The 21,081-nt window shown below is 42.0% G+C and carries 20 protein-coding genes; 1 reads left to right on the top strand and 19 read right to left on the bottom strand.

All coding sequences use genetic code 11. The features are described 5' to 3' along the window. Positions 1–108: 108 nt before the first annotated feature. From M1G14_RS10440 to M1G14_RS10370, 15 genes are all read right to left on the bottom strand, one after another. Positions 109–3,639, bottom strand: coding sequence for a family 20 glycosylhydrolase (locus tag M1G14_RS10440; RefSeq protein ID WP_049522740.1), 3,531 nt, complete (start codon positions 3,637–3,639; stop codon positions 109–111). 161 nt (positions 3,640–3,800) lie between these two features. Continuing rightward, complete coding sequence (gene dnaJ, locus M1G14_RS10435; protein WP_003004734.1) at positions 3,801–4,934, bottom strand: molecular chaperone DnaJ; 1,134 nt, start codon at positions 4,932–4,934, stop codon at positions 3,801–3,803. A 222-nt stretch (positions 4,935–5,156) separates the two neighbouring features. Then, a complete protein-coding gene (locus tag M1G14_RS10430) occupies positions 5,157–5,789 on the bottom strand; it encodes a DJ-1/PfpI family protein (protein ID WP_049522739.1) in 633 nt (210 codons plus the stop codon). Between the two features lie 169 nt (positions 5,790–5,958). Further along, on the bottom strand, positions 5,959–7,782 hold the full coding sequence (gene dnaK / locus M1G14_RS10425; RefSeq protein ID WP_247926579.1) for a molecular chaperone DnaK: 1,824 nt from the start codon (positions 7,780–7,782) through the stop codon (positions 5,959–5,961). A 242-nt stretch (positions 7,783–8,024) separates the two neighbouring features. Then, positions 8,025–8,549 carry a nucleotide exchange factor GrpE gene (grpE, locus tag M1G14_RS10420; RefSeq protein WP_298620027.1) on the bottom strand — a complete coding sequence of 175 codons (525 nt, stop codon included), beginning with the start codon at positions 8,547–8,549 and terminating at the stop codon, positions 8,025–8,027. Positions 8,550–8,573: 24 nt separating this feature from the next. Continuing rightward, the gene (hrcA, locus tag M1G14_RS10415; protein ID WP_003004578.1) at positions 8,574–9,608 is read right to left on the bottom strand and encodes a heat-inducible transcriptional repressor HrcA; all 1,035 of its coding nucleotides are present in this window, start codon (positions 9,606–9,608) and stop codon (positions 8,574–8,576) included. Between the two features lie 168 nt (positions 9,609–9,776). After that, on the bottom strand, positions 9,777–10,550 hold the full coding sequence (locus M1G14_RS10410) for a M15 family metallopeptidase (RefSeq protein ID WP_049522738.1): 774 nt from the start codon (positions 10,548–10,550) through the stop codon (positions 9,777–9,779). Next, on the bottom strand, positions 10,540–11,241 hold the full coding sequence (locus tag M1G14_RS10405; protein WP_247926578.1) for a histidine phosphatase family protein: 702 nt from the start codon (positions 11,239–11,241) through the stop codon (positions 10,540–10,542). The genes M1G14_RS10410 and M1G14_RS10405 overlap by 11 nt, the downstream gene beginning before the upstream one ends. A 123-nt stretch (positions 11,242–11,364) precedes the next feature. Then, entirely contained in the window at positions 11,365–12,054 is a 690-nt protein-coding gene (locus M1G14_RS10400) for a histidine phosphatase family protein (RefSeq protein ID WP_049475120.1), read from the bottom strand. Between the two features lie 81 nt (positions 12,055–12,135). Further along, positions 12,136–13,473 (bottom strand): PFL family protein, encoded by a 1,338-nt coding sequence (locus M1G14_RS10395; RefSeq protein ID WP_049522736.1) that lies wholly within the window; start codon positions 13,471–13,473, stop codon positions 12,136–12,138. A gap of 18 nt (positions 13,474–13,491) precedes the next feature. Next, positions 13,492–13,758, bottom strand: a complete 267-nt coding sequence (locus M1G14_RS10390; protein WP_003004214.1) for an ACT domain-containing protein — start codon at positions 13,756–13,758, stop codon at positions 13,492–13,494. 284 nt (positions 13,759–14,042) lie between these two features. Then, on the bottom strand, positions 14,043–15,164 hold the full coding sequence (locus tag M1G14_RS10385; RefSeq protein WP_049523601.1) for a VanZ family protein: 1,122 nt from the start codon (positions 15,162–15,164) through the stop codon (positions 14,043–14,045). 196 nt (positions 15,165–15,360) lie between these two features. Further along, positions 15,361–15,996, bottom strand: a complete 636-nt coding sequence (locus tag M1G14_RS10380; RefSeq protein ID WP_049523599.1) for a TetR/AcrR family transcriptional regulator — start codon at positions 15,994–15,996, stop codon at positions 15,361–15,363. A gap of 13 nt (positions 15,997–16,009) precedes the next feature. Further along, positions 16,010–17,017 carry an NADP-dependent oxidoreductase gene (locus M1G14_RS10375; RefSeq protein ID WP_049523596.1) on the bottom strand — a complete coding sequence of 336 codons (1,008 nt, stop codon included), beginning with the start codon at positions 17,015–17,017 and terminating at the stop codon, positions 16,010–16,012. Between the two features lie 199 nt (positions 17,018–17,216). After that, positions 17,217–17,816 (bottom strand): rhomboid family intramembrane serine protease, encoded by a 600-nt coding sequence (locus M1G14_RS10370; protein ID WP_049523594.1) that lies wholly within the window; start codon positions 17,814–17,816, stop codon positions 17,217–17,219. Positions 17,817–18,135: 319 nt separating this feature from the next. Between M1G14_RS10370 and M1G14_RS10365 the strand changes: the two genes are divergently transcribed. Beyond that, positions 18,136–18,339, top strand: a complete 204-nt coding sequence (locus tag M1G14_RS10365) for a CsbD family protein (RefSeq protein ID WP_049471982.1) — start codon at positions 18,136–18,138, stop codon at positions 18,337–18,339. A 280-nt stretch (positions 18,340–18,619) separates the two neighbouring features. On the opposite strand, the gene M1G14_RS10360 is transcribed toward M1G14_RS10365, so the two are convergent. The 4 genes from M1G14_RS10360 to M1G14_RS10345 are packed head-to-tail and all read right to left on the bottom strand — an operon-like array spanning position 18,620 to position 20,088. Continuing rightward, complete coding sequence (locus M1G14_RS10360; RefSeq protein WP_049523593.1) at positions 18,620–19,321, bottom strand: DUF3169 family protein; 702 nt, start codon at positions 19,319–19,321, stop codon at positions 18,620–18,622. A 14-nt stretch (positions 19,322–19,335) separates the two neighbouring features. After that, positions 19,336–19,686 (bottom strand): PspC domain-containing protein, encoded by a 351-nt coding sequence (locus tag M1G14_RS10355; protein ID WP_049523591.1) that lies wholly within the window; start codon positions 19,684–19,686, stop codon positions 19,336–19,338. A gap of 13 nt (positions 19,687–19,699) precedes the next feature. Further along, positions 19,700–19,882 carry a hypothetical protein gene (locus tag M1G14_RS10350; protein WP_049499707.1) on the bottom strand — a complete coding sequence of 61 codons (183 nt, stop codon included), beginning with the start codon at positions 19,880–19,882 and terminating at the stop codon, positions 19,700–19,702. Further along, positions 19,879–20,088 carry a helix-turn-helix transcriptional regulator gene (locus tag M1G14_RS10345; RefSeq protein WP_031576108.1) on the bottom strand — a complete coding sequence of 70 codons (210 nt, stop codon included), beginning with the start codon at positions 20,086–20,088 and terminating at the stop codon, positions 19,879–19,881. Before M1G14_RS10345 ends, M1G14_RS10350 begins: the two co-directional genes overlap by 4 nt. Positions 20,089–21,081 lie beyond the last annotated feature (993 nt).

Here is a 21,081-nt window from a genome sequence, read left to right as displayed (position 1 = left end):
ACAGCCCTACTCAACTGTGCGGAGGTGGGACGACGAAATCGAATTCTAACGAATTACCGATTTCTGTCCCACTCTCCTAACTTCGACCTGTTACAAGTCAACTAAGTCTCAGTCTCTTTTTTTATTTTTCAAGTCCATTCCTGCTGCTCCTAAGATCGCTCCTAGTAAAGCGAGTCCAAGTGCAGATTCCACTCCTGTTTCTGGAAGTTGCTTGTGAGAGTTTACTGCTTCTGAACGAACCTCTTTTTCCACAGCTGCTGGAATTGGCGTTGGGGTATTTACTGGTTGATTCTTCGAGACCACTTGAGGCGTTGAAGGATCTGGAACCATTTTATTTACAAGCACGTCTGACTTCACTGGTGCTTCTACTGAAGGGCTTGCTGGAGTCACAACCTCTTTGGTACCGACTTCAACAATTTCTGCAACTGGCTCTTTAGCAACTTCTGTAGCGATCACTTTTCGACTTTGATCAAGTGCCGAAACCTCTACATACTCAAGACCTTGCCCTTTAACCCCAGCCTGGATCACTCTGCGTTCTCCTTTAGCGAGATCTGGATTGGTCCGTTCCACAAGGTCAAAATCAGGTTCTTTCTCCACGATGTCAAGACTTGGTTTGTCTTCCACTAGGGCTTTGACGTCATTTTCAGCCAAGCTACCTACTTGCGTGATTGGCTTGAGCCCCGCAAGGGCTTGAGTCAGAGCAGCCACTTCTTGATCCACCTGATCTTGATGAGCACGGCTCACATTCCAATTCAAGTTATCTAAGACTTTCGCAAGTGCTGCGCGCGATTCTGGTGTGTATATGTCTAGATCTGTTGGCACCGTAGCAACTGCTTTTCTAAGAGCAGTGAAGTCCGCCTTGAAATAGTCCTTGTTATGGTTGGCAAAAGCTTCCATGAGATCAAAGACATTTTTTTCGATGTATTCTTCACTTGGGGTATCACACCAAACAGCTACCATGCTACCGACCATCGGCAAAGATGTTTCTGGATATGTTGTACTTGGGAGTTGTCTAAATGGAGTAGCAGCTGCATTGGCAATCGCTTTTTCAATATAACCACCACCCGTTTCAGGTGTTCTTCCCAAAACATAGTACCAGTCTCCGTTAGTATTAAGGAATTTATAGCCCTTATCTGCCAAATACTGTGGAGATGCGAGATTATAGCCCCACCATCCTTTAGACCAGTATGAAATCAAGACGTCCTTGTCAAAGGCGACATCATCTTCATCTCCATAATAGAAGCCATCGTTAAAGGCCATTGGCTGCAAGCCTTTTTCACGCGCCATGGCTGCAAGACTATTGGAATACTCTGCAAATTTACCATAGAGGTCATACCACTTGAGGTAGTACCAGCCTTGCGCACTGGTAGCGTCATTGGCATATTCATCTGTTCCGTAGTTAAAGATCTTAGACTTGTCTTTGAAGTAGTCCATGTACTTGCCAATCAAGGCTTTGGTAAAGTTGACTGCTGCTTCATTGGTCAAATCCATGGTTGTTTTTGAAACCGTATCAAAGATGGCTTGTGGATTTTCAATGCCCAATTTTTCCATGGCCACCAACAAAGCATCCATGTGTCCAGGACTATTGACTGCCGCAATCAAGCCGATTCCTTTCGCAGTCGCATAAGCATGGAGTTCATCCATTTCCGCTTGGGTCAATGCTTGACCATTTGGATCATCGTAATAGGCCTTGGTGCCTTCTAAAATGGCCTTTTTCACATCATCACTAGCATAGGTTTTTCCATTGGCTTCCACCGTCATATCATCGAGCACGAAGCGCATACCATCGTTTCCGACAAGGAGGTGCAAGTCAGAATAACCCAGCTCACTGGCCTTGTCGACGATCCGTTTCAACTGATCCAGTGAGAAGTATTTGCGGCCCGCATCGATCGAGATGACCTTCTTCATGGCAAGTTTTTCCGCTGCTTCTTTTGCAGCAACTTCTTTCGCGTAGCTTTCTGTATACACCAAAGCATCCTGAGCTGCTTTGAGATGGTCGATCAAGGTTTTGGCCTCTGCTCGAGTCGTGTCTGCTCCTGCCCCTTCTAATGCTTTTTTAGCTGCCGTAAAGGCTACTAGAGATTCCGGTGTATAGTGATCCAAATCAGTTGGAGCTTCTGAAATAGCTTTTTCGACGACTTCAGGATCTGCTACAAAGTAGTCCGCATTCTTGTCCGCAAAGGCATGCATGAGCTTAAAGAGAAGGTCTTTTTTGTAGGTTGCGGATGGCGTATCTGCCCAGGCAGCTACCATCCCACCGATGAAGGGCACCTTAGCCCCATCATTTTTTTGAACCACATCAATCGCTGACTTGGAAATTCCTTCGAGACCTTGATCCAGGTTGTACCAACCAGATCCAGCCTTGTCCCGTCCAAGCACATAATACCATGCATCATTGGTATTAAGAATCTGATGACCTAGTTCAGACAAGAGTTTTGAAGATGCGACATCATAGCCGTTCCAGCCACCTGTCCAGTAGGAGACAATGATATCCTTGTCAAAAGTACCATAGGAAGTATCGCCATTGTAGTAGATTCCATCATTGAAAGCCATTGGTTTCATCTTGTGTTTTTTCACAATAGCTGCTAGATCATTAGCATATTGGATGAATTTTTCATAGCCTTTTTCTGGATAGCCTTCACCTGGCCAATGCTTGCTAGCTTGGAGAACCTGCCAACCATGGGCATCTGTGGCATCGTTAGCATATTCATCCAAACCAATATTGAAAATATCTGACTTGCCACTGAAATAAGCAGCATACTTGTCTACCAAAGCCTTAGTAAAGTCTAAGGCTTTTTGGTTATCCAAATCAACTGTCCGAGCTGATTTTTTAGTGCCAAAGTAATTAAAGTGAGGGTTTTCGATCCCTAATTGTTCCATGGCCGTCAGAATCGCATCCATGTGACCTGGACTATTAATGGTTGGGATGACACCTACTTTCTTCGATTTGGCGTAGGCCAAAATATCATCCATTTGAGCCTGGGTCAAGGCTGTTCCGTTCGGATCATCGTAATAAGCCTTCGTCCCTTTTTCAACCGCATCTGTCACGGCTTGGCTAGAATAAGAAGTATCTCCCACTTTCAAAGACATATCATCCAGCACAAAGCGCAAGCCGTCATTTCCAACTAGAAGATGCAAGTCTGTATAACCCGTCTTACTTGCTTCATCAATGATTTCCTTGATTTGATCCGGTGAGAAGTACTTGCGACCGGCATCAATCGAAACAATCTTTTTCTTGGCTAATTTTTCTTCTTGGTCAGGATCTTTAGCAGGCGTTTCCGTCGCTGCTGTCGCTGGTTGGGCTGCCACATCCGACTCTGCGACAGAGCTTGCTTCTTCGCGAATCAAACGGTCAAGATCTGATACCCGCAATTCACGATCAGGCAGTGTCGGTTGACTTTGATCGACGATTGGGGCAGGAGCCGTTGGTTTTTCTACTGTTAGCTGAGAAGCTTCCTCATTGGGGGAGAGCGTCGCCTCGCCTTCGCTTGGCTGAGTTGGAACTGTCGTTGCAGGACTTTCAGTAGTCGTCGGCGTATCGGCCGCTACAACATGAGCACCAGCAAAAAATCCTATGAGCACCGAAGCAGCTCCTACTGCATACTTGCGAATCGCATAACGTGGTTGATGTGATTTCATCAGGACCTCCTAAATTGTCTTTGTAATCGTTTTCTTAAATTTACCACCATATCTTAATAAATTCAATGAGGGTCCTCATTATTCTTTAATTAGGAGAGGAAGTTCTTGGATTCGATCCAAAATAAAACGAGCCCCTTACTCAAAAGGAAACTCGTTCATTCTTATAAATCATCTAAAGCATCTTTGACCTTATCAAAGAACCCTTTTTTCTTTGGGTTGACCTTCAAATCACTTGCTTCCGCAAAGGCTTGAAGGGCTTCTTTTTGCTTGTCATTTAAACCAGTTGGGGTGACGACATTGACAGATACATATTGATCCCCCATAGCACCACCACGTAAGCTTGGAGCCCCTTTTCCACGGAGACGGAATTTCTTACCGGTTTGGGTTCCTTCAGGAATGACCAAATCGACATCTCCGTGAACAGTTGGCACATGGACCGTATCTCCAAGAGCTGCTTGAACAAAGTTCAGGTCTAACTTGTAGTAGATGGTTGAGCCATCTCGTTCGAAGCGATCGCTCGGCTCAACATTGACAACAACATACAAGTCCCCATAAGGTCCACCGTTAAAGCCAGCTTCTCCTTGACCAGCTAAGCGGATTTGTTGACCCGTTTCAACTCCGGCAGGAATCTTGACGTTCACGCTATGAGCTTGTTTTTCATGACCTGTTCCACGACAAGTCGTACATGGATCTTTGATTTCTTGACCACGGCCATGACAGACATCACAGGTCACTTGACGGCGCATCATCCCAAGAGGGGTTTGCGTATCCACATTGATGACTCCAGAACCATGACAGCGTCCACAGGTCACCGGACTAGTGCCTGGCTTAGCTCCAGAACCATGACAGGTATGACAGCTAGCTTCCCGATGGTACTTGACTTCTTTTTCCGCACCAAAAATCGCTTCTTCAAACTTGAGATTGACGCGGTATTGGAGGTCATCCCCTTGGCGAGGAGCATTCGGATTACGGCTTGCACCACCACCAAAGAAGCTAGAGAAGATATCTTCAAAGCCACCAAAACCAGCACCATCAAAGCCACCAAAACCACCTGCTCCGCCACCGAAGCCACCATTGGCACCTGCAGCACCATATTGGTCATAAGCAGCCCGTTTTTGCTCGTCACTCAAAGTCTCATAAGCTTCTTGAACTTCCTTGTACTTCTCCTCAGCACCAGGCTCCTTGTTGATATCTGGGTGATATTTTTTAGATAATTTCCGATAGGCTTTCTTGATCTCATCTTGAGATGCATTCTTTGAAACGCCCAAACGGTCATAAAATTCAGTATTGTTCATAATTCAAGATACAAAGGGCGTTAAACGGACACAGCCAAAATAGGAGTTTTGACGACGGACGCTTGCGTCCTAGAAAAAACTATCTTTTTGGCACAGTCCGTAGCCCGTGTTCGATTGCGAACACTTTTTGTTCCTTTCTTTCATATTGAGTAAGAAACTTCAGAGCTCGGGTTCAATTCCCCGAACACTCTTTGTTCCTTTCTATAATTTTCATGTACATCTTTAGAGGGTGTTTTCTATACTTCGCTTCACTTGATCAAACTCTTGGTCCGATAGAGTAAATATCAAATCCTCTTCTGAGTAGTCGTTTCGTTCTTTAAAATAGTTGTCCGTATTCTCTGCCAAGCCTAAACTTAGAATCACTTTTCTTGCAAACTCTTGATGGGCAAAACCGATAGCTGTAATGATCTGTTTATCTTGCACAACCAGTTTGGGTTGGAAATTTTCACGTGGAAGAAATTCAAAATAGTCAAAGAAGTTTTGCCAAATTCCACCTGTAAATTTCGTGTCCTTCAACAGACCTGCTTTCGCTAATAAAAGAGGAGCTGAAGAAATGACTGCAATGAGGATATCTTGCCCACCAAGGCCACTCAAGAACGAAATCAATTTCTCATCCTGTAGGGCAGGTCCTATGTTGACCATTCCTGGCAAAATCACGCAAGAATACTCTTCTATACGGATTTGATCTAGTGTTTTCGTTGGTTGACAGGGCAAGCCATCCTCAGAGACCACCATCGAATGATCTGAAGCGGCATAATCAATCGTAACATCAAAAGACAGAGCTAAAGTACTCGTTAAAGCAGTTATCTCATAAAGAGAAAAATTAGGATAAATCAAGCAAAGTACTTTTTTCATACGCAACAACCTCTATTTTACCGAAAAACAGAGGCTGGGTTGCAACCTCTGGATTTCTTTTTATCATTTACTAGTTAGGCTGAATTGAGTTTCGGCTTAAAGGAATCCTCAAATCTCGGAACCTTTCTTTATTTCAGGAGGTTCCGCTAAAACAATCCACTGGATTGTTTTACTTTTCCGTAAACTCTCCGTCTACGACGTCATCGCCTGCGTTTCCTGTTGCTTGTGCGCCTTCTGCTCCTGCTTGAGCTTGTTGAGCTGCTGCGGCTTGTTCGTAGAGTTTAACAGCAAGGCCTTGAGCTTTTTCGTTCAACGCTTCAAGTTTTGCTTTCATTTCATCCAAGTTGTTGTCTTCTTGAGCTTTTTTAAGGTCATCAAGGGCAGCTTGGGCAGCATCACGTTCTGCATCGAATCCTTTGCCTTCAGTTTCCTTGATTGTCTTTTCAGTCGCAAAGATAGCTTGGTCTACTTCGTTACGAAGGTCAACTTCTTCTTTACGTTTCTTATCGGCTTCAGCGTTTGCTTCAGCATCTTTCATCATGCGGTCGATTTCTTCGTCTGTCAAACCTGAGTTTGATTGGATGACAATTGTTTGTTCTTTTTGAGTTCCAAGGTCTTTGGCTTTAACAGATACGATACCGTTCTTATCGATGTCAAATGTTACTTCGATTTGTGGGATACCACGAGGTGCAGCTGGGATATCAGTCAATTGGAAACGTCCAAGAGTCTTGTTATCTGCTGCCATTGGGCGTTCACCTTGAAGAACGTGGATATCAACGGCTGGTTGGTTGTCTGCTGCTGTTGAGAAGACTTGTGATTTAGATGTTGGAATAGTAGTGTTGCGATCGATAAGTTTTGTAAATACTCCACCCATTGTTTCGATACCGAGTGATAATGGTGTTACGTCAAGAAGGACAACGTCTTTAACATCACCAGTGATCACACCACCTTGGATGGCAGCACCCATGGCAACTACTTCGTCAGGGTTTACTGATTTGTTTGGCTCTTTACCAGTTTCAGCCTTAACAGCTTCTACAACGGCTGGGATACGAGTTGAACCACCAACAAGGATAACTTCATCGATTTCTGACAAGCTCAAACCTGCATCTGAAAGGGCTTGACGAACTGGAACTTTTGTACGTTCAACAAGATCACGAGTCAAATCGTCAAATTTGGCACGAGTCAAAGTCATTTCCAAGTGAAGAGGCCCAGCTTCACCAGCAGTGATGAATGGCAAGCTGATTTGTGTTGAAGTTACACCAGAAAGATCTTTCTTAGCTTTTTCAGCCGCATCTTTCAAACGTTGCATTGCCATCTTGTCAGTAGACAAGTCAATACCATTTTCTTTCTTGAATTCTGCAATCATGTGATTGATGATTTTTTGGTCAAAGTCGTCACCACCGAGTTTGTTGTCCCCTGCAGTCGCCAATACATCGAAGACACCATCACCGAGTTCAAGGATAGATACGTCGAATGTACCACCACCAAGGTCGAATACCAAGATTTTTTCTTCTTTATCAGTCTTATCCAAACCATAAGCAAGGGCTGCTGCTGTTGGTTCGTTGACGATACGTTCTACTTCAAGACCAGCGATTTTACCAGCGTCTTTAGTTGCTTGACGTTGTGCATCGTTGAAGTAAGCAGGAACTGTGATAACTGCTTTCGTTACTTTTTCACCAAGGTAATCTTCAGCGTAACCTTTCAAGTATTGAAGAATCATAGCTGAAATTTCTTGTGGTGTATATTCTTTACCGTTTGCAGAAACTTTTTCAGAAGTACCCATCTTAGATTTGATAGAGATGATCGTATCTGGGTTTGTGACTGCTTGACGTTTTGCGGCATCACCAACGATGATTTCACCGTTTTTGAATGACACAACAGATGGAGTTGTGCGGTTACCTTCTGGGTTTGCGATAATTTTTGATTCAGTTCCTTCAAGAACTGCTACTGCTGAGTTTGTTGTACCTAAGTCAATACCGATAATTTTAGACATATGTTTTTCTCCTCGTTATTTTTTCTCTTTTTTTCTTTTTGATACTCTTCTTAAGTGGCGACGCCGTCAGAGCTTGACTTCGTCAATCTCTTTGACTAAACTTTGAGCCTAAGGTCTCAAAGTTTGCGAAGATACCGCCACGGCGAAGAGTATCGCCTTTGGTTCGCTTCGCTCACTATTGGCAAAGCCAAACCAATGTTAATCTTTCTTTCATAGTTTAGTGTCGTTTCGGACAAGGTAGCCTAGTTATATACTACTACCATGGCTGGGCGTAGGATGCGGTCATGGAGTTTGTAGCCTTTTTGGAAGACTTGTGCGATGGTATCTGCTGGATGTTCATCATCTGCAGGTAAGGTTTGGATGGCCATGTGGTAGTTATGGTCAAAGGCTCCGTCCGCTGGAATTTCTTCAATTCCTTCTTCTTTCAGAGCATGTACCAAACTTTCTTGGACCATTTCCAAGCCCTTCTTCACATCATCTGTCAATCCTTCGACGGCAAGGGCACGTTCTAAGTTGTCCAGTGATGGTAAGATCGCTTTTGCCAAATCTTGGCTACGGTATTTTTGTAATTGTTGACGTTCTTCATTGGCACGTCGCTGAATGTTTTGCATTTCTGCATGAGCACGAAGGTACTTGTTTTCAAATTCCTCGGCACGCGCTTGTGCTTCATCTAACTCAGAAGGTTGGTTGCTTTCCTCTACAACTTCTTCAGTTGTTTGGTCAACTTCCTCTTCTTTCACGTCTTCTTTTTTGATATCTTCTGTCAAGGCATACACCCCTTTCATTTGGTCTTAATTTACTTCATAATGGTTGCTGTTGAGGTAACGGTAGTAATCCGTCAACTTCATGACCAGTACTCGGCCGATGACATTGACCAGGCTAATCACACGCCTGTAATCCATCTCTACAGGACCGATCACATGCATGAGGGCCATCCCACGATAAGGAACCAGGAACTTATGACTAATGACCGTCACATTTTTCAAGGCCTTCTCTTGGGATTCTGCAACCAGGATCTGGGTCATTTGGTCTTCTGGCATTCCCCCTCGTAACTCCAAGGCTACGTGTTGGGGATTATCTAAGAACTGATAGGTCTGAAGATCGGCGTAGGTTAATGATGAAACCTTTCCTTCTACAAAGACCAGTTCTTGAAACAGTTGCGAGAAGACGTAATCAAAGAGATCCAGCACATTATCTGTCGTCTTGAAATAGCGCTGTACAATCTGTGGAATCTCCGTCCGCAAGCGGTAGTGGATATCCAAGACTGTATTTCCAATGAAGCGTTCCTGAACCAGCTGATGGAAGATTTCCAAATCACTGGTTAAGAAATTCTTTGGAATGGCAAACTGGACGGTGACAGGCTTTGATTCATCCAAGGTCAGAACTGCTAAGGCATCGTGATTGGATAATGGAACAATCTCAAAACCAGTCAAGCGCTGACGTGTCGGTTCAACATCCTGAATCACTGCGGTGTAGCCCGTCATCTGGGCTAGTAACTTGGCCGTAGCATCCAAGATATCGTCTAACTTAAAGGCTTCGAAATCAAAGGCTTTCACCACCTGGTAGACATCTTGCTCATCAATCAACTCTAGATCAAGGGAGTTCTGAACAAAATATTGAAAACCAGCTCGGCTAGGCATGCGGCCACTCGAAGTGTGGGCTTTCTCTAGCAACCCTTGCTTTTCGAGGGCAGCCATGTCGTTTCGAATGGTCGCACTACTGGATTGAATGACATCTTGTAGCGCTTTTGAACCGACTGGTTCGTGGGTCTTGGTAAAGATATCGACAACAAGATTGAGAATCTCATTTTGACGTTCTGTAACCATGACCTCACCTCTCTTTCATATTTTAGCACTCTAAACACTTAAGTGCTAAACCATGATTCTATTATACACCCATCCAAAAGAAAGTCAAGAGAAAAATCCAAAAAATTAGCACTCTTTTTCCAAGAGTGCTAAAAATCATTCTTAAGACCTAGAGAAGTGAATCTCCTCTTATTTACCAGCTTTTTTCAAGAGTTGAATATATTCTTCCAATACTAGCTGATGGTTGGCCATATACTGAGCATTTTCTACGCCAACATAACGGAAATGCCAATTCTCAAAATTCACACCCGTGATGTTGCTCTTCCCATCTGGGTAGCGAAGGACAAAGCCATATTGCGGTGCGATGGCAGCCAGCTGCATGCCCAACTCATCACTTTGACCAGCTTCGACACTCATATCAATCGCAAGTCCCGTCTGGTGTTCACTAGCACCAGGGACCTGTACCTGGGTCTGCACCTGCTTTTCAGCTTCTTCGTGCGAAAGGCCGCTAGCCTCTAGTTGCGCAACACGTTCATTATAGAGCTCTGTTTGCTCGGCCACACTTCGATAGCCTGATATCAAGGTTTCTTCTGGGGCAATTTTTCGAGCCGCTTCTAAAAATTGACGAGTCGGTTCTACAATCCGACTATCCACTTTGATAGCATCCACATCTGTTAATTGTGGGTTCAGCTCAGGCTTCACATTATCACGATTGACCAAGATCAACTGCCAGTCTTTTGTCGAAACGGCTGGTAAATCTGATTTTCCTTTCTTTTTCTTAGAAGAAGAGGGAGTCGTTACAGCTGTTTTTTTAGCCTTCCAAAACTGAAGCCCTGAAAACAAGCTTGGCTTCGCTAAGTAAGCACCAATTCCCGATCCAAGGACCACAAGAAGAAAGAAACTCAATAGGTAAGGCCACCATTTTTTACGTTTTTTTCGTGCGCGTCTATACTTATTCGTCATGGCCACCCTCTAGAAGTTTTGCTCCAACCTTACGATAGGACATATCCCCAATCTTTTCAATATGAAAGACACCATCTTCATAGGCCAATACCGTCACGCTTCCGTTGTCCAAGACCAATTCTTCGACCGCTTTTGGATCAATGAGATAAATCAAGGTCGTAATGGTCATACCATGGCTGACCACAATAGCATTGCCACCGCCAGCTGCTTCTACCTCTTTTGCGATAGCTTCAAATCCTTCTTTAATCCGACCACTCAAGGTACTCCAGGATTCAGCCCAGCCCGTGGTATCCACTTCGACGATCCCTTCTGCTAGCTCCATCAGGCTCAACTGATGGAAATCATCGACCTTAAAGACACGGGGTAAAACTCCCATGAAGAGATCGCCATCATAAGCACCGTCAAAACTACCAAAACACCACTCGCGGATCCGTTTGTCATAACGATAAGGGATTTTTCCTGTCAGACCGAGTTCTTGAAGAATAATTCCCATGGTTTGAATGGTGCGTCCAGAATCACTCGAAACAGCCTCTTCAAAAGAAAGCCCAGCTTCCTTGAGACCAAGTCCTAATTCTTGAATTCCACGCTCTCCTGCTTCTGTCAGCGGAGTGTCTGACCAGCCCTGTGCCCGCCCAATGGTATTAAACATGGTTTTTCCATGACGAGCAATATATAATCTGGTTTTTGTCATTGTATTACCTCCGTATGTATCTCTTTCATTATATCATTTTTTGCAAAAAGAAAGTAGGAAAGCTCTTACAAGTTTTGAGAAAAAGAAAAGGCCATGACCAAAGGGTCAGCCTTTCATTATGGACTAGGATTCTTGCAAGCTTTCACCGACCTCACGGTAACTGCTATCTCCAAACACCTTAACCGTCAATTTTCCATCTTCATATTCTACAAGGGTAACACTACCGTTTGAAAGAGGCAGATTGAGATTTGGTTTTCCTTCGACCAAGCAGACTAAGGTCTGAATGGTCCAACTATGGCTGACCACCAAGGCATTGCCTCCACCATTTTCTTCTACTTCTTTGGCAATGGCTTCAAAACCTTCTAGGATTCGTTTTTTCAAGACTTCCCAAGGTTCAGCCCAATTTGCTGTGTCCACTTGGCAAATTCCATTGGCCAAGTCTTCCAAGGTCAAGGTCTTATAATCCTCCACATCCAGCACGCGCGGCACGACACCATGAAAGAGCTCCCCTCCATAGGCACCATCAAAACTTCCAAAACACCATTCGCGGATCCGTTTGTCAAAGCGATAAGGAATCTGGTCTTTCAAGCCCAATTCATCAAGAATGATCCCCATGGTCTGAATGGCACGGCCTGAATCACTGGAATAAGCTCGAGTAAACTCCAAACCGGACTCACGCAAGCCGATTCCTAGAGCTTGAATCCCTCGTTCTCCTTCTGCTGTCAAGGGTGTATCGGACCAGCCTTGAGCACGGCCAATGGTATTAAACATGGTTCTCCCATGACGAATCACAAATAATCTTGTTTTAGCCATCTTGTCTCCTTTTGCAAGAAAAAAGTCTGGAGTTTTATCATCACAGACTTTTCTATTTTCTACTATTATACTAGATTTCTCTTAGTTTTTAAAGCTATGAACCGGAGCTGGAATTTGACCACCACGGGCAATGAAATCAGCTGATGAAGCTTTGTTGACCTTCATTACCGGAGCAGATCCAAGAAGTCCACCGAGCTCTAACATATCGCCTTCTTTTCCATAAGGAATGATCCGAACGGCTGTTGTCTTTTGGTTGATCACTCCGATAGCTGCTTCATCGGCAATCATGGCCGCAATGGTTGTATCTGGAGTATCAGCTGGGATGGCAATCATATCCAGACCGACTGAGCAGATAGCTGTCATGGCTTCCAATTTTTCCAGGTTGATATGACCTGATTGGACCGCCGCAATCATCCCTTCATCTTCTGAGACCGGAATGAAGGCACCTGACAAACCACCGACTTGGTTACAAGCCATGATTCCACCTTTTTTCACCTGGTCATTGAGTAAAGCTAAGGCTGCGGTAGTTCCGTGGGTTCCTACTACTTCAAGCCCCATCGCTTCGAGGACGCGGGCAACCGAATCCCCAACAGCTGGCGTTGGTGCGAGAGACAAGTCTACAATCCCAAACTCAACACCGAGACGTTCACTAGCCATTTGACCCACTAATTGCCCGACACGAGTGATTTTGAAAGCTGTCTTCTTGACTGTTTCAGCCAATACATCAAAGCTAGCGCCTGGTACTTTTTCGATGGCCCGTTGGACGACACCAGGTCCTGAAACCCCAACGTTGATGACGACATCCGCTTCACCGACACCATGGAAGGCTCCCGCCATAAAGGGGTTATCTTCTACCGCATTGGCAAAGACTACGAGCTTACCAGGCCCCATCGGATCTGCTTGAGATGCTTCTTTAATGATGCGGCCCATGTCTCGAACAGCGGTCATATTGATCCCCGTCTTGGTCGATCCGATATTGACTGAAGAGCAGACAAAATCCGTCTCTGCAAGGGCGCGAGGAATGGAATTAATGAGGATTTCATCCCCTTTTTGGTAGCCTTTTTGAACCAAGGCTGAGAAGCCACCGATAAAGTTAACCCCAACTTCCTTCGCTGCACGATCCAGCGCCTTGGCAAAGGGTACATAGTCTGTCGCATTGGTTGCTGCTCCGATAATGGAAATCGGAGTGACCGAAACCCGCTTGTTCACAATGGGAATGCCGAGTTCCGCCGCGATCTCATCCCCAACAGCCACTAAGTCCTTGGCCTTTGTCACAATCTTCTTGTAGACTTTTTCCGCTGCCTTTTCGATATCCGGATCAATACAATCGAGAAGCGAAATCCCCATGGTGATAGTCCGAACATCGAAGTTCTGCTCCTCAATCATGGCAATGGTTTCTGTTACCTGTTTAATGTCCATAAATTCTCAACCCCTATCTTACAAATTGTGCATGGCATCAAAAATCGCTGCGCTTTGGATATTGATTTTTACATGAAGAGACTGTCCGAATTCTTCCAACTCTGAACGGAGCTGTGTGAAATCTTTTTTCTCATCTGACGATACAACCGCCATCATGGTAAAGTATTCATCCAATACGGTTTGAGAGATATCATCGATATTGAGTCCTAATTCTGCTACTTTCGTTGCGACACCCGCTACGATTCCTTTTTGGTCTTTTCCAACGACTGTAATAATTGCTTTCATTTCACTGCTCCATTCTATCTATTTGCTTCCATTGTAGCACATTCCCCTTAAAATCGCCCTCCTCAACTGGGAACGTTCGGATATTTTAAACGTGTATAAAAAAATAAAGAGGCTGGGACAAAAGTCCTAGCCTCTTTATTGTTTTTGGATTGTCGAGCAAGACGCAGTGGTTGAGTGGGCTCTACTACGCTGATTTCATCAGCTTTTACAGCCCTACTCAACTGTGCGGAGGTGAGACGACGAAATCGAATTCTAACGAATTACCGATTTCTGTCCCACTCTCTCTATTTTGACGATTCAGTTTCATCTTTTAAGAGCTCTTTCTTCACTCGCACCGTACTCTCATACTCAGCTCCAGCTAGACGGTCAAAGGGAAAGCGACGATTGAGCAAGACGATAGCAAGGGTGAGGATCAGGTACAATAAAAGCACAAAGAAGAGCAATAAAATCATGGACAGGGTTAAGAGGGAATTGTCCGTCAAATCGCTATTCAAGAGCGAAATCAAATAGAACAACCCTTGAGGAATCAAGTAGAAATAACCTACTACTAGGATTCCCCGCCAGATGGTGCGAAGCCATTTTTGCTTGTCAAAATGCAAGCGGAATTTCAATAAAGCCATTCCCAAGGTTTTGCCCCGCCACAAGGGAATCAAACCAAAATAAACAGCCAAAACTGCTACATAAGGAACCGTCTCTATACGCTCGATTACCGCGTAAAGCAAGGATAGCATCACAAAGTCGATCAAGAAGGCAAGACCCATCCGGAAACCAGATACTTTCGTCCCTACTCGGAAAGAATGCTCGTCAATTTCGTCTCTTGTTGGCAATAACCATACCAGGAACCAACCAAGCAGATAACCCACTCCACCACCAGTGGTATTTTGAATAATATCATCGACATCTGCTAGGCGGTAAGGGCCCGGATACAGAAAATAGAGACCTGATAACTGGGTCAACTCCAAAAAGAAACTAAAGAGGGCTGTCAGGAGAATCGTTTTCTTAAAACCACACTTGAAATAATAGCGTAGATACATCCCAAAAGGAATCAACATTAGGACATTAAAGGCAGGCACATAAAAAGTTGGATGCTTAAGGGCTTGAATCCAAGTACCAGTCTGCGCTAAATCAAAGGGGCTCTCCTTGAAAAAATCCACTACAAAAGCAAAAGGTTGGAGATTGACCATTTCCGAGTAGCTAGTATGAATCTTACTTGGATCCGGCAGAGGCAGGATCACCAAGAGATAGACCGTCATCAAGTAAAGCATAAAAGAATAGAAAATCAGCACCCGCAATTTATTGACCGAACCATATTTTCGATAATTCAAAATCATGTAGGGCAAGGTCAGCAAAAAAGCCAAAAAAGGGAAGAGCTGAACAGCTGTTTTGATTGTAGAGATATACCCCATTGTGTCTCCTTTTTTTCGTTATAAAATCACCCTTTGCACAATGACAAAAGGTGATTTCTTCATTGATATAGAATATTATACGGCCTGGTAGAGGAAGAGTCAAGGAAGTAGAGTTCTTTTCATTTTTTGAGATCCTTATTGAACTAAAATCAAAGATGAATCCTCTCACTGTAACATCCTTGGTATAGAATAGGAATCACAAGACTATCCTATTTGCTAGAATTTCAATCATCTCATCTGAAACTTTTCCCACATCAATTGCTTTACTATTTAGCATGGATGGCACAGCATAAGATAGCATTAAGGAGATAAGATTACGAATGATTCGTTCATTAGGCCAATTAACCAGCTCTCCTTTCGCCTTATATCTATCTAAAATAGGATTGAGTGGTATTACAATATTGTTCTGAACGATGTCCCCAGTTTTTTCAAACAAAGATGAATCAATTAAACACCTTGAAAAGAGAATTTTTATAATATCTCTATTGTTGGTCAGAAAATTTAGTCGATCCTCGATCATACTCCGAAAAAAAACTGTAACACTTTCATCGTTACATAGAACTTTTTGATCAGTAAACAATTCAATTGTTTCAGGTATGACCTGATCAAAAAATAAGAGGAGAAGCGTATTGAGTATGCCTTCTTTTGTTTTAAAATAGCTAAAAACAGTCCCTTCTGATACTTCCGCTCGGCGTGCAATGTCAAGCGATGTAGTTTTTTCAAAACCGATTTCGGAAAACAAGGTTAAACTGGCAATTAGAACACGTTTTTGTTTATCACTCAATCTCATGAGTTGAATATGACGAACACAAGCTTGATTTAGATCAACCATTTTCCTTTCCTCCTCACTCCTCTTGAATCACAATCACACGTTTCCCTCTGGTATGCCCTTTTTCAAGATCCTTGTATGCTTCTTTTATTTCGGGTAATGAAAATGGATAGATTTTATCCAAACGAACTGAAATTTCCCCTTTGGAAACAAGCTCTGCAAGTGATAGGAAGTCATCATATTGTGAATGCCGTGGGCCTGTAAATTGAGCTCCTTTCAAGATAGCAGAAGGAGATGGAACCAGGGTAGCAATTTGATCACCTCGCAAACCCAATTGGAAGCCTAATTTTACATAGTCTCCCCCATAACAATCCAACATCTTGGTAACAGTTACTCCTGAGAGTTCTTGAATTTTTTCTTTGATCGATTCATGATAGGAAATCGGGATGGCACCGATCGATCTGAGGTAGTCCGCATTACCAGCACTAGCTATTCCAATAACTCTGACACCTTTTGAAACAGCATATTGTACTGCAATCGATCCAATTCCTCCAGATGCACCTGAAATGACAATTGTATCCTTATTTCCAATATTAATTTTTCGAAAAGCTCCTCCTACCGTTAAGGAACTAACCCCCAAGACTGATCCATGCAGAAAATCAATATTAGATGGCATAGAAGCGATCTCCGTCTCCTTCACACAAATCTCAGTTGCTAATGCTCCTCTTTTTGAACCAAGACCAGGTGCACTTATAATCGTCCCAAAGACTCTATCTCCTACCGAAAACTGAGTTACATTTTCACCTACTTCAATGATTGTCCCAGCAAAATCACGTGCAACGCCTCTAGGGAATAAAGAAGAAGTTTTCTCAAACCATCTACTAGGATGCCTTAGTTTCATTAAAAGGGATAACATCCGAAGCTGTTTAACACCCTCAAAAATTTTATAATCCACCGGATTTAATCCTACGGCAGCTACCTTGACTCTCACTTGATTTTCCTTTAGTGGTTCTGGTTCTACCTCTGCTAATTCTAAGACATCTATATTACCAAATCGGTGAAATTGAACCGCTTTTACAGTCATACAATACATACCTCCATTGCAAAATTGAGTGATCACTCAATTTTTGATTATTATAGCATACAACTAGCCATGATTCAATGATAGCTTCAATTCAATGATAGCTTCAATTAAAAGAATGCAAAAAATTTTTATCAAAAAAACGCCCAAGATTCTCCTCTTGAGCGTCTGTTAGGAATGACCCTACCTTGCATTTACTATATCAGGAACTTTTAGCTCTCCCCTTCAAGATATTACTTCCGATAAAGACCAATAGATAACTCACAATCCCTGAAAGATGCAATAGCGTTGAGATCCATCCGGTAATTGCTGGTAAGAGCATGAGGCCAGATAGAAAAATCAAGAATAGATAAAGCCATTTTACGGTACGTGAAAATTCTTTCCACACGTTTGGCAGGATCATAACCCCTCCGGTCACAAAGCCGTATCCTACAGCAGAGATCCCTGTTGCCTGAATGTCCTGCTCCTGGGTTAAAAAGTGAAAAACGATGGAAGAGAGGACTGTCGCCGTCACAAAAACGATTAAGACTTGTCTGGAGCCTCTTTTTCTTTCTAGCAGTCCTCCGAAGGGAAGGATCATGAGTCCATTTAACAACAAATGGACCCATAAAAACCAGATAGGTGCGCCTTTACTACCGTGCATCAGGGTCCCACTGACATATTGCCAACCATAGACCGGCTTCGAATGAAAGGCCAATAGGTCATACATAGCATCCCCATAAAAGGAAGTCAATAGACCAAGCAACAAACAGATTAGAGCTAAAGTGCTGATAATAGGGTAGGTTGTGAGGATTCTTTTCATATTTATCTTCTCTTTTTCAAAAAACAGCGTTACGATGTTTCCATTCACGATTATTATACCATTTATTTCATTGGAGACAGAAAAAGTTTTTTGCTTTTTTCGTTTCAAATCTTTGCTGTAAAAACGAAATGTCGTGACTTATTAGTCGGTCATTATTCGTGACCGGAAAGCGATCCTGTTTTTTAGCCGTAGCAAAAATTTGACTTTCCATTTTAAAAAGAATATACTCATTCTAATCTGAGACAAATATTTTTTATTTTTTTAAATCAACAGTATTGCATTCAGAGAAATAAACGACTAACTTCATGGAGGTGACGCTATGTCATTAGAAGAAAAATTGAACCAAGCAAAAGGTTCTGTTAAAGAAGGCCTTGGTAAATTAACCGGCGATACAAAAACAGAAGCTGAAGGCACTGCTGAAAAAGTTGCTTCAAAAGCAAAAGAAGTTGCTGAAGATGCAAAAGAAGCTGTTGAAGGAGCTATCAAGGGCGTTAAAAATATCTTTCATAAAGACGACAAATAGTCTTTAACATCCTAGACCCACTCTATTTTCTACAGTCATGTTTGACCGTGGAAGATAGGGTGGTTTTTATTTGCTTCAAATTCAGTTATACAAAAGAAACACCCCGAAGGGTGCTCATTGTAATGATTAGCATACTTTTAAAAGAACGTTTACTAAAGCTACTTTACAAACTTTTTAGAATTTTGTGTTTAGCTCTATCTTGGAATGAAATTTATTTTGATTGATTCATTCCTTTCAACATCGTCACCTACATTTGCGACACGATTCATAGAAATCCCTGTTATTTAAAGTAACGTTTTGTTTTTCTTAATTGTGCAATATTGATATAGAGATGGATGACAGCAGTTATAAGGGCAGCAACTAACTGTACTTGACCAAGAATAATGGATAGGGCAAACAAGATGATATAGACAGACGGTAAGATTAGCTGATTGAGTTTGAACAAGATTAAATAAGCCTCTACCATTTCCGCTTGTTTCTCTCCCTCGTCATAGGTTTCTAGATAATCTAATACCTCTTTTGGTGTGGCTAAAATAGAGAGTTGGTAATTACGAATTTTGCTCGTTGTTTTGATGCAGAAACTTCCAACAAGAATGGTTAATACTGCTAAGAGAAAAGCTGATATCGGTAAATCGTGGCTAGGCAACACTGTAAGCAAGCTAAAAAGCATACTAACTTGCAAAACATTGTAAGCAACTGTCCCATAATCTAGAGAGCGATACATCTTAATATAAGCTAGCTCGTTTAATTCATCATCTTCTTCTGCTAGGTAGCTAGCATAAACTTTCCTACTATTCATGATAAAATAGAGAGCTACTATTGTCGATAGTATTCCCAGATAGAAAAAGATGGTCGTCAAAATAAACTGTACTTGCTCTTGAGAAATGTTTAAATGAAGATTCGTAAAGGTAGCACCAAACATTCCGATTAAACCACCCAACAATAAACTTCCTAACAATAGTAATAAATGTTTCTTTTTCATTTTCTATCTTCTTTCTAAAATAAACCTAGCAGTCCTTGAACCAGAGCATGCCCAAATCCAAAAGTAGCCGTTAAAACTTGATCACCAAAACTATTCAGGAGAATGGAAACTAGATAGAAAAATAGAATCTTGTACCCTGATTTTTTGATGACTACTTCAAGAGATTCATTTCCCATCCAGCCAGCTAAAAAAGCATAACTTATCACTGTGAGAAGACTAATTTCTATCGAAGATAGAAAAAGCAAAACGGCTAATGCACGAATCATCAGAGGGTCTACATTGAAATAACGGGCGATACCGGCACAAACCCCTGCAATTTCTTTATGTTCGGTATCTACTTGAAAATCTGCCAAAAACTCTTTCATAATCTTACTCCTTTTATACTCTTTCTTTTACTTTCTTTTCTATCCGCTCAAATACTAAACTAAAAATCAAGCCACTCCAGAAAAAATAATTACTGTCTAAAATGTGAAACCATCCCATCAAGGTCCCGATCATCATCGAAACATTTGCTATAAAGGCAATGATACAAAGATAATAAATTACTCTATATTTGTTCATGATTCTTCCTCCTCTAAGCGAAATACCGACTCTACTGGCTCATGAAATATCTGAGAGATTTTCAAGGCGATAATAATAGAGGGGGTATACTCATCACGCTCTAGCAAACTAATGGTCTGCCTAGATATACCTGCTAGCTTTGCAAGCTCGGTTTGGTTTAAACCATCACGAGCGCGAAGCTCTTTTAAACGATTTTTTAGCTTCATATTTACCATTGTCATCAAACTCAGCCACTTCGCTTAGATATCCCAAAAATGGTAGAATCTGATTTTTCCTCCTTTGTTATTATATAAGATATTATTACCGATATCCTCATAGTTTCTCCGTTCAAAGTCTTATTTCTTTAACTTGATTACATTGTAACATATCTTTTTATTTTTGACAATGATAATAGTCAAAAATATCATTATTTTTGTCATTTTGTAAATGATTTAGGTCAAAACTCTTATCCTGAATAAGAATTGATTTGATATTTTTCTAAATAGAGATGAAATGGATACTTGAAATCAAAAAAATAACGGGGTCAACTTTGTATTTTTGAAACAAAAAAAGACATCCAAGAGAATACTCTTGAATGTCTGTAAACGTTGATAGTATCGTGTTGATTAACGTTTTGAGGCAATTGACTTCGTCGAATGGCAGCCGTAATTGTAAGCGGCTAAAGCCACAACAACTACGTCAACTACCACAATTTAGTATGAAAATACAAAAAGAACACCTCGAAAGGTGCTCTTTGTAAGTATTGTAATTCTTTCGAATTAACGTTTACTAAATTGTGAAGCTTTACGAGCTTTCTTAAGACCTGGTTTGGAAAGTATGGGTTTCAGTTGGACTAAAAACAGCGTATTATCAAGGCTTTTCAGAACGATATCTACTGATTAATTTCATAAAATATGAATCAATAGATTATAAATAGGGGAATAGTTTAGGTCTGTGAGCATTAAAATAATACACCTAACTTTGATCACCATTTTTTAGTTATTCACTCTTTTTTCAGATAGTGTTTTTAAAGTTATGATGTAAAATGCCGCAATTAAAACACTATACATCATAATCGGAGGATAGAGAATTAAGTATAGAATCAATCCCACTCCTTTAATTATTTGGTCAGGTATCAATAACTTTCGGCTCTATAATTTCTGTAGTGGGTAAAAACCACTGTAGAGATTATAGAGCTTTTTGAGTGTACACAAAAAGTC

Origin of the sequence: Streptococcus parasanguinis, assembly GCF_023109675.1 — a bacterium.
GTDB lineage: Bacteria > Bacillota > Bacilli > Lactobacillales > Streptococcaceae > Streptococcus > Streptococcus parasanguinis_I.
The sequence above is the reverse complement of the archived record's forward strand: the minus strand, read 5'-3'. Positions and strand labels throughout refer to the sequence as shown.